At 70.8% G+C, this 12,009-nt stretch carries 18 protein-coding genes; all 18 read left to right on the forward strand.

Annotated features, from left to right (window positions below; all coding sequences use genetic code 11):
- Positions 1 to 4: 4 nt before the first annotated feature.
- The 18 genes from IG90_RS0119080 to IG90_RS0119175 all read left to right on the forward strand — a co-directional run bounded on the left by IG90_RS0119080 (position 5) and on the right by IG90_RS0119175 (position 11,910).
- On the forward strand, positions 5 to 547 hold the full coding sequence (locus tag IG90_RS0119080) for a hypothetical protein (protein WP_030585678.1): 543 nt from the start codon (positions 5 to 7) through the stop codon (positions 545 to 547).
- The gene (locus IG90_RS0119085) at positions 544 to 1,182 is read left to right on the forward strand and encodes a hypothetical protein (protein ID WP_030585681.1); all 639 of its coding nucleotides are present in this window, start codon (positions 544 to 546) and stop codon (positions 1,180 to 1,182) included. The genes IG90_RS0119080 and IG90_RS0119085 overlap by 4 nt, the downstream gene beginning before the upstream one ends.
- A 111-nt stretch (positions 1,183 to 1,293) precedes the next feature.
- The gene (locus tag IG90_RS0119095; RefSeq protein ID WP_030585684.1) at positions 1,294 to 1,617 is read left to right on the forward strand and encodes a hypothetical protein; all 324 of its coding nucleotides are present in this window, start codon (positions 1,294 to 1,296) and stop codon (positions 1,615 to 1,617) included.
- A 109-nt stretch (positions 1,618 to 1,726) separates the two neighbouring features.
- On the forward strand, positions 1,727 to 1,900 hold the full coding sequence (locus IG90_RS44865; protein ID WP_167345002.1) for a hypothetical protein: 174 nt from the start codon (positions 1,727 to 1,729) through the stop codon (positions 1,898 to 1,900).
- Between the two features lie 31 nt (positions 1,901 to 1,931).
- Positions 1,932 to 2,246 carry a hypothetical protein gene (locus IG90_RS0119105; protein ID WP_157846318.1) on the forward strand — a complete coding sequence of 105 codons (315 nt, stop codon included), beginning with the start codon at positions 1,932 to 1,934 and terminating at the stop codon, positions 2,244 to 2,246.
- A 28-nt stretch (positions 2,247 to 2,274) separates the two neighbouring features.
- Positions 2,275 to 2,670, forward strand: a complete 396-nt coding sequence (locus tag IG90_RS0119110; protein ID WP_030585688.1) for an HNH endonuclease — start codon at positions 2,275 to 2,277, stop codon at positions 2,668 to 2,670.
- A gap of 203 nt (positions 2,671 to 2,873) precedes the next feature.
- Positions 2,874 to 3,329, forward strand: coding sequence for a phage terminase small subunit P27 family (locus tag IG90_RS0119120; protein ID WP_030585691.1), 456 nt, complete (start codon positions 2,874 to 2,876; stop codon positions 3,327 to 3,329).
- Entirely contained in the window at positions 3,298 to 5,067 is a 1,770-nt protein-coding gene (locus tag IG90_RS0119125; protein ID WP_030585692.1) for a terminase large subunit, read from the forward strand. Before IG90_RS0119120 ends, IG90_RS0119125 begins: the two co-directional genes overlap by 32 nt.
- A 16-nt stretch (positions 5,068 to 5,083) precedes the next feature.
- Positions 5,084 to 6,433, forward strand: coding sequence for a phage portal protein (locus IG90_RS0119130; protein WP_051860133.1), 1,350 nt, complete (start codon positions 5,084 to 5,086; stop codon positions 6,431 to 6,433).
- On the forward strand, positions 6,430 to 7,125 hold the full coding sequence (locus IG90_RS0119135) for a hypothetical protein (RefSeq protein ID WP_030585698.1): 696 nt from the start codon (positions 6,430 to 6,432) through the stop codon (positions 7,123 to 7,125). Before IG90_RS0119130 ends, IG90_RS0119135 begins: the two co-directional genes overlap by 4 nt.
- A 1-nt stretch (position 7,126) precedes the next feature.
- Entirely contained in the window at positions 7,127 to 7,954 is an 828-nt protein-coding gene (locus IG90_RS0119140) for an HK97 family phage prohead protease (RefSeq protein ID WP_030585702.1), read from the forward strand.
- Positions 7,951 to 9,231, forward strand: coding sequence for a phage major capsid protein (locus IG90_RS0119145; protein ID WP_030585705.1), 1,281 nt, complete (start codon positions 7,951 to 7,953; stop codon positions 9,229 to 9,231). Before IG90_RS0119140 ends, IG90_RS0119145 begins: the two co-directional genes overlap by 4 nt.
- Positions 9,232 to 9,241: 10 nt before the next feature.
- Positions 9,242 to 9,601, forward strand: coding sequence for a hypothetical protein (locus tag IG90_RS0119150; protein WP_030585709.1), 360 nt, complete (start codon positions 9,242 to 9,244; stop codon positions 9,599 to 9,601).
- Positions 9,588 to 10,130: a hypothetical protein gene (locus IG90_RS0119155; protein ID WP_030585711.1), complete on the forward strand. Its 543-nt coding sequence runs from the start codon at positions 9,588 to 9,590 to the stop codon at positions 10,128 to 10,130. Before IG90_RS0119150 ends, IG90_RS0119155 begins: the two co-directional genes overlap by 14 nt.
- The gene (locus IG90_RS43610; RefSeq protein WP_030585713.1) at positions 10,130 to 10,468 is read left to right on the forward strand and encodes a hypothetical protein; all 339 of its coding nucleotides are present in this window, start codon (positions 10,130 to 10,132) and stop codon (positions 10,466 to 10,468) included. The genes IG90_RS0119155 and IG90_RS43610 overlap by 1 nt, the downstream gene beginning before the upstream one ends.
- Positions 10,468 to 10,779 (forward strand): hypothetical protein, encoded by a 312-nt coding sequence (locus tag IG90_RS0119165; protein ID WP_106972943.1) that lies wholly within the window; start codon positions 10,468 to 10,470, stop codon positions 10,777 to 10,779. Before IG90_RS43610 ends, IG90_RS0119165 begins: the two co-directional genes overlap by 1 nt.
- Positions 10,780 to 10,796: 17 nt before the next feature.
- Complete coding sequence (locus IG90_RS0119170; protein WP_030585717.1) at positions 10,797 to 11,186, forward strand: phage tail termination protein; 390 nt, start codon at positions 10,797 to 10,799, stop codon at positions 11,184 to 11,186.
- Between the two features lie 67 nt (positions 11,187 to 11,253).
- A complete protein-coding gene (locus IG90_RS0119175) occupies positions 11,254 to 11,910 on the forward strand; it encodes a phage tail tube protein (RefSeq protein ID WP_030585718.1) in 657 nt (218 codons plus the stop codon).
- The last annotated feature ends 99 nt before the right edge of the window (positions 11,911 to 12,009 follow it).

Here is a 12,009-nt window from a genome sequence, read left to right on the forward strand (position 1 = left end):
CACCGTGAACCTCGGATCCACCGCCGTCTCCCTGGGCGGCATCACCTTCGGCACGATCATCGTCGTCCTCGTCCTCCTCCGCTGGCACAAGAAGGGCGGGGGAGGAGGCAAGAAGGGCGACGACGGCGGCAGCCGCGACTGGAAGCAGCTCCTGCCCTTCTTCGGCGCCCTCTGCTTCGGCATCCTCGCCGTCCTCGCCGCCGGCCCCGTCAGCGCCCTCGGCCTCATCACCCGCCTCGGCCTATGGGGCGGCGACGGCATCGGCTACGCCTACCTCGTCTGGGGCATCGGCGGAAACTCGCCGGACGTCACCCGGGCCGTCCCCGTCGTCCTCACCGACGGCGGATACATGATCTTCGCGATCTGGACCGCCGTCATGATCGGCCTGCACCTCTGGTCGAAAAAGCTCCCCCGCCTCCAATCCGCCCTCGGCATCCTCGCCGGGATCCTCCTCGGCCTCTCCCAGGGCATCGCCGGAATGGCCGCCGTCCCCCTCGCCTCCGCCGTGAACATCGCGGGCGGCTGGTACGCAGGAGTCGTCCAGTGAACCTCGCACCCCACATCACCCGCATCGGACACGGCACCGCCCGCGGCTGGCACGCCTTCTGGGACGACATCGAGCCCAAGGAACGCCTCGCCCGCCTCGCCGCACTCACCGTCGTCTGCTGGATCGTCGGGGGAGTCGCCCTCGCCGAACGCCGCGCCCTCTGGGTCCTCCTCGCCGCCTGGTGCCTCACCGCCTGGGTGACCGGCCGACACGACGAACAGCCCACCGAAGGCGAGCAGGACGAAGAGGAGCAGCCCTACCCCGACCCGGCCGACATGGCCGACATCGTCCGCGAACTCGGCACCGGCACCGGGGTCCTCCTCACCCGCCTCCGCGACCAACTCCAAGAGGAGTACCCGGGCACCGGCTGGACCACCAAGGACGTCCGCGGTCTCCTGGCCGCCGACGGGGTCCGCGTGAGGGAAGGCGTACGGGTCACCGGGGTCGGCAACGGCCCGGGCGTCCACCGAGACGACGTCCCGCCGCCCCTCTCCCCGACCACTCCCCCACCCCCTGTTGGTGTTGTTGCCGCAGGTCAAGACGCCAACACCAACACCAACAACGTCCGAGTGGAGTCCCACGCGGGAGGGGCTCACATCACCGTCACCCCCGCCCGACAGGAGGCCACCCGATGATCCGCACCCTCCTCGCCGCCCTCGGCTTCGACCAGCCGGCCCTGCCGTACTGCCCGCGCTGCGGCGGCCACTACCCCGCCCACACCCACTGACCCTCGGAAGGACACCACCATGAGCACGCAGCAGACCGCCTGGCCCGAGAACGTCATCGCCCGCTACCTCACCGTCGGCGGCGCCACCGTCGACCTAACGCACCGGCTCACCGTGCACAACCCGCCCAAGCCGTTCGCGTCCCTCGCCTCCTGCGCTGGCTGCCCGGCAACGGAGGAGGTCAGCCACTACCGCACCAACTGGAGCTTCGGCGCTGCCTTCGACGAGGACGGCGGCGAGGAGTACGACTCCGACGCAGCCGACGAGGACGCCCGCGCCTGGGCCCAGTCCCACGCCGAGACCTGCCGCGCCATCCCCAAGCCCGCTGTCACACCCCCGCAGTAGCCTGACCCGTATCAGCACCACCCATCCGGATCGCGAGCTGGCTGCCGCGCTGCGGACCGAGGCCCCACCGCACTCGTCGGTGGGGCCTCACCCACGTCACAATGGGCATATGCCGATCCTCGTCGACCTGCAGGCCGCCACCATCGCCACCGGCATCCCCGGCTACGTCCTCCGGAAGCGGCTCAGCAGAGGCACCCTCACCCACCACGGCTACGACCACCGGCGACGCGCCCTCATCGACCTGAACGAACTGACCAACCCCGCCGCAGCCGAAGCAGCTTGACCAGCTGAAACGCGAATGTCACACTGACCCCGTGTTCGGCATGTCCGGACAAAAACCAGGCCCCGCCCACACGGACGGGGCCTTCGCCGTCTCCGGAGGCTCACCCATGGCCGAACTCACCACCGAGAACGTCGTCCGGCACACCCTTCACCTGACGCCCGACGAGCTGCGGGCCCTGCGTCAGGCCGCCAAGGCCGCCCTGGGCGCGTACCTGGACGCTCCAGAAGCCGACAAGGAGGCATGGCAGGCGTTCATCGACCTCGGCAAGCCCCCGACACGGGGACGCAGAGGGTTCGTAGAGCAGCACGCCAACCCCAGCATGATCGGCACCACCCCAGGCCCTTGACCCCCTACCCCACCCCTGGGAGGCCCCCATGCCTACCCGGCCCCCCACCCGGTGCACCGAACCCCGGTGCACCACCCTGGTGCCCAAGGGGCGCTGCGAGGAGCACAAGCCCATCCCATGGGCAGGCAGGGACGACAAGGCCAGGCGCTACGGCATCAGCTCAGGACGATGGCGCACGCTCAAGCGCATCGTCACCACGCGCGACAACGGATGCTGCTACCGATGCGGCATCGGCCAGCCCGACGCCGAGGACGATCCCGACGGCGAGCACCAGCATCAGCTGGACCACATCACACCGATCGGCGAGGGCGGAGCCGTCGAGGACCTCGACAACCTGGGGTTGATCTGCGAGCCATGCCACACCGTCAAGAGCAAGGCCGAGGCAGCACGGGCCAACAGGGCACGCCGTCGCACCCGAGCGTGATCAGCGAGGAGTACGTCATCGCCGACGAGGCCGTGGCGCGCTTAGCCGATCTCTTCGCACGGCTCGGCGTTGAGAGTCGCGCCGAAGTTCTCCTGGCCTCGACCTCCCCGGTAGGGGAGTCCGGATTTCCGGAGTGATCGTCTGGGGGCCCGGCGCCGTCAGCTCGGCGCGTGCGTGCACAGAATCGCGGAGGGGGGTCTCCCGTGGGACGAACGCCTCAGCCTGCCGCTCTCAAGTTGATCAAGGGCCGTGCTCCGGGCAAGGACTCCGCCGGCCGCGACGTGAACCCCGGGCCCGCCTTCAAGCGGCTGCCCCCGGAGGCCCCGGCATGGCTGTCGGGCGAGGCGCGGGCCGAGTGGGACCGCGTCCTTCCCGGCCTGTCCCGGCTCGACCTACTCAAGCCCGAGGACAGGGCCGCGCTGGCCGCGTACTGCGAGACGTGGGCCAGCTTCCGAGAGGCGACCGAGGCTGTAGCCCGCGAGGGGCTGACGATCGAGGCGAAGCAGGGCACCCTTCCGCACCCGGCTGTCGGGATCGCGCGATCCGCCGGCCGTGAGCTCCGCGCCTGGGCCGCCCACTTCGGTCTGACACCGTCGACGGAGCAGGCCCTGGCGAGAGGGGCCGAGAATGAGCCGGACCCCGACAACCCCTTCGGGTAACGAGACCCCGGCCGCGTACCTGGATGAGGCGCTGCTCGCAGAGCTCAAGCTGTCGCCCGAGGTTGCCTGGTACCTCGTAGAGCGCGGAATTCCGCTGCCGGACTGCCCGCCGCTGGTCAAGACGCCGGAGCCGCGCGACGCCCCGGGGGCAGTGTTTGATGCCGAGCGGGTCGACCGGGTGCTGCGGGCGTTCGAGCAGCTGCGTCACACGCAGGGGGCACTGGGCGGGCAGCCGCTGCGCCCGGACCCGTGGCAGATCGCGTACATCCTCGCTCCGATCTTCGGGTGGGTGCACTGGGACGAGGACGCCGACGGGTACGTACGGATCATCCGCGAGGCGTACGTTGACGTACCCCGCAAGAACGGCAAGACCACGCTCGCAGGCGGGATTGCCCTGTACATGATGGGCGGTGACGGGGAAAAAGGCGCCCAGGTCATCACTGCGGCTGTCACGAAAGAGCAGGCCGGTCTCCTCTTCAAGCCCGTCAAGCTGATCGTGGAGAAGTCGCCGGCGCTCAAGCGGGTCATGCAGCCGCTCGCCGGGATGGTCCTCCACCCCAAGTCGGACTCCTACTTCAAGCCGGTCTCCTCGCTCGCGGGTGCCCAGCACGGGCTGAACCTGCACTGCGGCATCGTGGACGAGCTCCACGAGCACAAGAGCCCGGAGCTGGTGGAGACGATCGAGACCGGCACCGGATCCCGCCACCAGCCGCTGATCTTCATCATCACCACGGCCGACGCCGGTTCGCGAACGTCGGTCTACCACCGCAAGCGGGAGCGCATCGAGCAGCTGGCGCGCGGTGCGTTCACGGCCCCCGCCGCATACGGCGTGGTGTTCGCTGCGGAGAAGGAGGACGACCCGTTCAGCGAGTCGACGTGGAAGAAGGCCAACCCGGGGTACGGCATCAGCCCGACGCGCGCGTACCTGCGCTCGGCGGCCGACAAGGCGAAGCAGTCCCCGGCCGAGCTGGCGTCGTTCCTGCGTCTGCACTGCGGCATCCGTACGAAGCAGACCACGAAGTACCTGACCATCGAGTCGTGGCTCGCGAACGGGGCCTTGGTCGACGAGGTGAAGTTGCGCGGCCGGGAGGCGTACGGCGGCCTCGACCTCGGCGCGGTGTCCGACCTGAACGCGCTGGCGTGGCTGTTCCCCGACGACAGCGACGGGAGCCTGGATCTGCTGATGCGGTTCTGGACGCCGGAGGACAACATCAAGGACCTCGACCGGCGTACGGCGGGCAACGCATCGGTCTGGGTGCGCGAGGGGTGGCTGAAGACCACGCCGGGCAACGTCACCGACTACGACGTCATCGGACGGCAGATCCGCCATGACCTCGACAGCTACGACGTGAAGTCTCTGGGGTACGACCGGTGGGCCTCCACTCCCCTCACCAACGCATTGGAGTCCGATCGGGCCCCGCTGGTCGGTGTCGGGCAGGGGTACAAGTCAATGTCCCCCGCACTGAAGGCTGTGCAGAGGCTGCTCCTCCAGGGGCAGCGCCAGGTTCGCGAGGGCGGCCGCCCGATGCTGCGGCACGACGGCAACCCGGTCATGACCTGGATGGTCGACAACTTGGCCGTCGCCATGGACACCTCGGCGAACGTGAAACCGGACAAGTCCCAGGGCGGCGACAAGATCGATGGCGTTTCCGCGCTCTGCGACGCCATGTTCGAGGTCCTGGCCCGGCCTCCCGTTCTGCGGTCCGCGTACGAGGACGGCGACTTCGAAGCGATCTGAGAGAGGGGGCGTCCTCATGGCGTTCTGGCACCGATGGACCAAGCAGCACCCGCCGGCCCGGGTCATCGACCAGGACGGCGTGCCCGTCCTCGCGAAGGCCGCCGAACAGTTCGGCGACCTGTCCGAGCTCGGCGCGTACCTGACGGCGTCCGGGATCCGGGTCGTCGACCCGGGCGTTCCGCTGTCCAACTACGCGGGCACCGCCGCGGCGATGAACGTGTGGGAGACCCAGCCCAGCGTCCGGAAGGTCGTCGACTACATCGCCCGGGCACTGTCGACAATCCCCTGGCACGTCTATGAGCGGGTCTCGGACACCGACCGGCGCCGGGTCACCGATCACCCGCTGGCGCTGCTGCTGGCGAACCCGGCCCCGACGGTGACACCGTCGCGGCTGTGGCACTCGGTCATCGTGGACTGGCTCATCCACGACCGGTGGTGCGTGCAGGTCCTCCCGAACGCGGACACGGCGAGCGGGTGGGAGCTGCGCAGGAAGCCCGCGCGCAGGATGCACGTCCTGGCGGACGACGACGACCAGCCCGCCTACCTGTACCTGATCAGTTCGCGCGGCCCCGCGCAGGTCGTGCCGCTTCCCGGCCCGTACCTGTTCGATCACGGGTACGCGACGGTCGGGGCGGACGGCACGTCGCCGATGGAGACGATGCGGCAGATCCTCGCCGAGCAGTCCGAGGCGGTGGAGTGGCGCCGCTCCGTGTGGCGCAACGGCGCACGGGTGCCCACCGTGATCGAGCGGCCGAAGGAAGCGCCCCCGTGGTCCAAGACGGCGAAGGAGCGTTTCCAGGCGGCGTTCAACGCGTTCATGGGGCGCGGCATCCAGGCCGGCGGGACGCCGATCCTTGAGGACGGCATGAAGCTGGTGACCGTCGAGTCCTTCAAGCCGCGTGACACGGAGGACATCGAGGGGCGCAAGCTCACCGATGCCGAGGTGGCGTCCAGCTACCACATCCCGCCCGAGCTGGTCGGCGCGCGGGAAGGGACGTTCTCGAACCTGGACGCGTTCCGGCAGATGCTCTACACCCACTCGGTGGGCCCGGACATCACGATGCTGCAGGACGTCATCAACACCATGCTGGTGCCGCTGATCGCCCCGGGGTCGAACCTCTACGTGGAGGCGAACGTCGAGGCGAAGTTGCGCGGCAGCTTCACGGAGCAGGCGAGCATCCTGCAGACCGCGACCGGCGCCCCGTACATGCTGCGGTCCGAGGCGCGCAGCAAGCTGAACCTGCCGCACGTGGACGGCACCGACGAGCTGGTCACCCCGCTCAATGTCCTGGTCGGCGGCCTGGCGTCGCCGACGGACACGGCCCCGCCGCCCGCTCTCCCAAAAGGTCAGGGCCGCCCGGCGTGAAAGCCGAGCGGCCCGAGGACCTCGGCACGTTCGCCACTGAGCGGGACGCCTACACCGCGGCGCTCACCGGGTGGGCGCAGAAGCAGGCCGACGGTCTGCTGTCGGCGGCCGGCGCGAAGGCGGACGGGCCGCCCGACTTCTACGACCTGTGGGCCGCCCAGTCCCCGGAGCGTCAGGCCCAACTCGCCGCGCTCATGGCCGGGTACGGGTTCCGGCTGGCGCAGATCGGGGCGTGGGACGTCCTCGGGGTGTGGAACCCGGAGGCTGACGGGTGGGATCCGGCGGTCATGGAGGCCTGGCTCGCGAAGGCCGCCGAGTCGCACGCCGTCCAGTACGAGCAGGCGGCGTACACCGCGGCGACGTCGGCCGTTGCCGACGAGGGCGATTGGCGCGACAACCTCACAAACGGCCTGGCGTCGTGGGTGACGGCGGCTGCGGTGCGGTCGGTCACCGCCGCCACCGAGGCCCGCAGTTTCGGCGGGCACGACGCGGCGGGGGCGTCCGGCCTGACGCACAAGGTGTGGCGCACCGGGGGGAAGAACCCGCGCGCCTCGCACGTGCGCCTGGGCGGCGACAGCGTCCCGCTGGGGACGACGTTCGCCAACGGGCTGCGCTGGCCCGGCGACTCGAACGGTGACGCGGCCGAGACCGCGAACTGCAACTGCCGCTTGGACTATGAGAGGGGGGTCTGACGTGCCCCGTACGAAGGAATGCCGGGCGAAGATCAAGGCCGTCGGGTCCGCCGACGGGCTCAAGGACGGGCAGTTCCGGGCGCTCGTCTCGGTGTTCGGCAACGAGGACAGCATGGGCGACGTGATCGCCCCCGGGGCGTTCGCCCAGGTCCTCGCCGAGTGGAAGGCGAGCGGCGATCCGATCCCCGTGGTCTGGGCCCACAAGTGGGGCGACCCGTTCGCGCACATCGGGGTCGTCCTTGAGGCGACGGAGACGGCGGCCGGGCTGGAGGTCCTCGCGCAGATCGAGGACATGGACACCAACGCGACGGCGAAGCACGTGCACGGACTGCTCAAGGGCCGCCGCATCAAGCAGTTCTCGTTCGCGTACGACGTCGGCGAGGGCGGCTGGGTGCAGACCGACGACCTGGCCGCGCATCCGTGGGGCGAGTTCTACGAGATCAAGCGGTTCAGCTCGCTGTTCGAGGTCGGGCCGTGCCTGGTCGGCGCGAACCAGCAGACGGACCTGATCGCGGCGAAGGCCCGCGACCTCGCACACACCGCGAAGGCCGGCCGCGTCCTGTCGCAGGCGAACTTCGACGCGCTGTCCTCCGCGCACGCCTCGATCGGCGAGGTCCTCGCCGCCGCCACCCCGGAGAAGAACCGGGACCAGACTTCCCCGCCCGCGCCCGCGGCCGGGGCCACACCCGAGCAGGAGACCGGCCAGCAGCCGCCCGAGGAGACCGCCGCCGCCGACGAGGCCGCCGCGAAGTCGCCCGGGCTCACGCCCGCCCAGGTGTCCGCATGGGTCACCACGCAGGAACTGATGACCATGAGGAGCACAGGATGACGATGCGCGAGAAGCTGCAGGCGCTGCTGAAGGAAGCGGCGGAGATCGTCGCCAAGGCCAAGGAGGAGGACCGGGAGTTCACCGAGGACGAGGTGACCCGGATCAACGAGATCAAGTCCGAGACCGACGACCTGGCCGTGAAGGTCAAGGCGGCCGACGACGCCCAGGCCGCCGCCGCGGCGATGGCCGGGAAGGCCGCCGACCGCCCCAAGCCCCAGCTGTCCGGGGTGAAGGACCGCCAGGAGGACGGCGACACCGCCACGCTCGGCGGCCAGTTCGTGAAGTCGGCCCTGTACCAGGAGTTCCGCAAGGAACACCCGTCCGGACTCGGCGAGGGCTCCGCGGTCAGCATCGGCCGGACCCGCGTCGGGTCCATGAAGGAGTGGCTGGCCGGCCGCAAGGCCACCGAGGCGCCGCTGCAGGTCGGCCTCGGGCACGTCGCCCCGATCCGGATGCCGATGGTCGACCAGGTCGACCGCGACAACCTGACCATCCTGGACCTGATCAGCCGCGGTGAGTCCGACGGGCCGTTCGAGTACCTGCAGGTCACCGGAGTCACCCGCAACGCGGCCGTCGTCCAGGACGAGATCCTGCCCGGCGACCCGGACACCGCCCTCAAGCCGACCAGCACGATTCAGACCGAGCTGGCCGACGCCAAGCCCTACACGTACGCGGACGGCTACGACGTCACCAACGCCCTGCTGTCCAACGCCCCGGCGCTGGCCACCTACATGAACAACGAGCTGGAGTACAGCCTGGACTGGGTCATCGAGGACAAGCTCCTCAACGGCACCGGCACGGGCGGTCAGCCCCAGGGCCTCCTGAACACCACCGGGGTGCAGGAGCTGACCTACACCCCGGGCGCGGACGCCATGGCCCAGGTCAAGGCGATCCGGCAGGCGATCACGAAGATCACCACCCTGCCGGGCGGGAACGTCACTGCGGCCCTGATGTCGCCCGAGGACGACGAGGCGTGGGACCTCCTGCAGGACACCACGGACCGGTTCATGGGACAGGGCCCGTTCGGTCAGGGCCCGAGCACCTCGTGGGGGCGTGCGCGTGCGCTGTCGCAGCGCCTGGCCCCGGGCACGGTCATCCTCGGCGACTGGCGGCAGGTCGCCCTCCTCGACGTCGAGGGCCTGTCGATCCTGGCGTTCAACCAGCACAAGGACTACGCGCAGCGGAACCTCGTCTACGTGCGGGCCGAGCTGCGCGCCATGCAGGTCATCTGGAAGCCGAACCGGCTGATCGTCGTGAAGCCGGTCGAGACCCCGTAAGGAGCACGGCATGCCCGAACACAAGATGATCACCATTGACGGGATCCGGGTCCGGTCGGACGAGGCGGCCCGCTACCGGGCGCGTACGGCCCCGGCCGCGGGCGGGCAGGCGCCCCCGCTCACGCAGGCGCAGGCGGACCCGCGCACGCAGGAGAAGGGCGAGGACCCCGAGGAGGGCGGCGGGTTCGATCCGGCGGAGCACACCGTGCTCCAGGTGATCGCGCACCTGGCGGAGGCCGACGAGGACGAGACCGCCCGGGTCCTGGACTCCGAGGCCACCGGTGAGAAGCGCAAGGGCCTGCTGGAACGCCGGGACGAGTTCCTGGCCGAGGCCAGGCAGCGGGCAGGCGGTCCCGGTGGCGGCAGCTGAGTTCCTCGCCGACCCGGCCGAGCTCGCCACGTTCCTCGGCCTGCCGGCCGACGACGTGCGGCTGTTGGCCGCGCTGCGGGCCGCCACGAGGCGGTTCCGCGGCGCGGTCCGCCACCCTGTATCGCTCGTCACCGAGGACACCGCCTACCTGGACGGGTCCGGCCGGGCCGAGCTCCACCTCCCGGCCGCGCCCGTCGTGCAGCTGCACAGCGTCCACGTGGACGGCGTGGAGCTCACCGGGGTGCGGGCGAAACGGCGGGCCGGGGTGCTGCTGCACCCGTCCGGGTGCTGGCCCGCCTGGTCGGAGGTGACCGTCGCCTACGACCACGGGCACGACCCGGTCCCGGACGAGGTCGCCGAGGCGGTCATCGACCAGGCGAGGGCGATCTATCGCCTGGACCCGGCGATCCAGCAGATCACCACCGGCACCGAGTCCGTGTCCTTCGCAGCGACGGCAGCGGTCGGGATCACCTCGCAGTGGCAGGCCGCCGTGGAGGCCCACCGTCTGAACCGGGGCGACGAGGCGTGATGGCGATCGACAACCCGCTGCGGCGGGACACCGTGACCGTCATCGACCGGGTCCTGGTCGGCGAGGACGACCGCGGGCAGGACGTCTACGAGGACCAGGAGCGCGACGTCCCCCACTGCAACGTCCAGCCCGTCAGCAGCACCGAGGCGACCGACGACCGGGTCCAGGTCATCACCCGGTGGCGTCTGGCCGGACCCCCGGACATGGCCCTCAAGGCCCTGTCCAAGGTGCGGCACGACGGGGTCCTGTACGAGGTCGACGGCGAGCCCGGCGTCTACCGCTCATACGGCGGACTGATGGACCACACCGAGGCCTTCCTGAAGGTGGTGACTGGCTGATGGGTATTCGTTTCGAGTTCGACCCCCGGGCGACCGGGGAAATCATGCGGTCGCCGCAGGTGCGCAAGGCCCTCAAAGCCGAGGCCGACCGGATCGCACCGGTGGCCCGGGCCATCGCCCGGTCCGAGGGCCTGGAGGAGTTCGCCGACTCGATCGAGGTCGTGGAGGAGACCCGCCCGCGGGGCCGGCCGACCGCGGCCGTCGTCGCGGACCGGGAGGACGCCGCCGACCACGAGCACGGCACCAGCTCCACCCCGCGCCGGCGGATCCTCGGCCGCGCCGCCCACACCCGTATCGACGGGATCACCTGATGCCCGGCGACGCCGGACTGTGGGCGGACGTCGAGCTCCTCGTCATGACCGGGCTGCGCCCGCTGCTGCCCGGGGTGCGGGTCGTCGACGAGCTCCCCGACCGGCTGGAGACCCGCGTCCCGCTCGTCTCGGTCCTCGTCGTGGGCGGCGACGACGACCGGATCACCGACACCGCCACCGTCGACCTCGCCTCGTTCGCCGCGACCCGGGCCGAGGCGTGGGCGCTGGCCGAACAGTCCCGGCGGGCGATGCACTCCCTGGCCGCCACCCACAACCCGGGCCAGCGGGCCGTCATCGACGACGTGACCACCTCCCAGCGCCCGGCGATCGTCCCGTACGGAAACCCGGCGGTACGGCGCGCCCTGGCCACCTACACCGTGTCCGCCCGCACCCGCGCGGCCACCTGACCGCACACCATCCATCCCCGGCCCCGCCGCACCCGTGCGCGGGGCCTTCGTCATGAAAGGGGGCGGCATGGTCGCCGCCGACTTCACCGACATTGCGGAACTGAAGCAGTCGCTGATCCGCAAGGCTCTGCGCTACGCCGTATTCGCCGCCGACACCACGGCCGACCTGGTGACCGCACCGTTCGACGCCGGGGGCATCCTGCAGGAGCTCCCCGCCGGGTACGTCCCCGTCGGCTACACCACCACCGACGGCGTCACGTTCTCCGGGGACCTGTCCACCAGCGATGTGCAGTCCGGCCAGTCGGCCTCCCCGACCCGTTCCGACGTCGAGTCGGACACCGTCACGGCCCAGTGGGTCCCGCAGGAGACGAACGCCGCGGCGGTCGCCCTCTACGAGAACCTTCCGCTGGCCGGGGCCGGTTCGCTGCCCGCCCTCGGGTCGGCGACGTGGACCTGGTCCAGGCCCAAGACCCCGCCGACCCTCTACCGCCGCCTCGTCTTCATCGCCGAGGACCTCAACAAGGACACCGGCCAGCCGCTGTACATCGTCCGCCACTTCCCCAGCGCGCTGCGCTCGGGCCGGGAGGACGAGCAGTGGACCCGCACGGCGGAGATCGCCCGCGGCGTCACCTACCAGGCGTACATCGACGACGCGGCCGGCACGGACTCCATCACGTGGATCGACGGGCCGGGCTGGCGTGACTTCGTCCCGGCCGGTCCCTGATGACTGGTCCGGCCCGCAAACCGGCACCGCGGCGGCGGACCAGGGTGAGCCCTGCCGCCGCGGTGCCTCCACCGGCTCACCCACCGGCCACCCAGGAAC

This window comes from Streptomyces anulatus (assembly GCF_000721175.1).
Taxonomy (GTDB): Bacteria; Actinomycetota; Actinomycetes; order Streptomycetales; family Streptomycetaceae; genus Streptomyces; species Streptomyces anulatus_C.

What these genes read in the sequence shown, in the direction of transcription:
- IG90_RS43610 (WP_030585713.1), top strand. Translation starts at nt 10,130, where the DNA reads ATGGCGATCGACAACCCGCTGCGGCGGGACACCGTGACCGTCATCGAC.
- IG90_RS0119130 (WP_051860133.1), top strand. Translation starts at nt 5,084, where the DNA reads ATGGCGTTCTGGCACCGATGGACCAAGCAGCACCCGCCGGCCCGGGTC.
- IG90_RS0119125 (WP_030585692.1), top strand. Translation starts at nt 3,298, where the DNA reads ATGAGCCGGACCCCGACAACCCCTTCGGGTAACGAGACCCCGGCCGCG.
- IG90_RS0119110 (WP_030585688.1), top strand. Translation starts at nt 2,275, where the DNA reads ATGCCTACCCGGCCCCCCACCCGGTGCACCGAACCCCGGTGCACCACC.
- IG90_RS0119175 (WP_030585718.1), top strand. Translation starts at nt 11,254, where the DNA reads ATGGTCGCCGCCGACTTCACCGACATTGCGGAACTGAAGCAGTCGCTG.
- IG90_RS0119145 (WP_030585705.1), top strand. Translation starts at nt 7,951, where the DNA reads ATGACGATGCGCGAGAAGCTGCAGGCGCTGCTGAAGGAAGCGGCGGAG.
- IG90_RS0119150 (WP_030585709.1), top strand. Translation starts at nt 9,242, where the DNA reads ATGCCCGAACACAAGATGATCACCATTGACGGGATCCGGGTCCGGTCG.
- IG90_RS0119095 (WP_030585684.1), top strand. Translation starts at nt 1,294, where the DNA reads ATGAGCACGCAGCAGACCGCCTGGCCCGAGAACGTCATCGCCCGCTAC.
- IG90_RS44865 (WP_167345002.1), top strand. Translation starts at nt 1,727, where the DNA reads ATGCCGATCCTCGTCGACCTGCAGGCCGCCACCATCGCCACCGGCATC.
- IG90_RS0119165 (WP_106972943.1), top strand. Translation starts at nt 10,468, where the DNA reads ATGGGTATTCGTTTCGAGTTCGACCCCCGGGCGACCGGGGAAATCATG.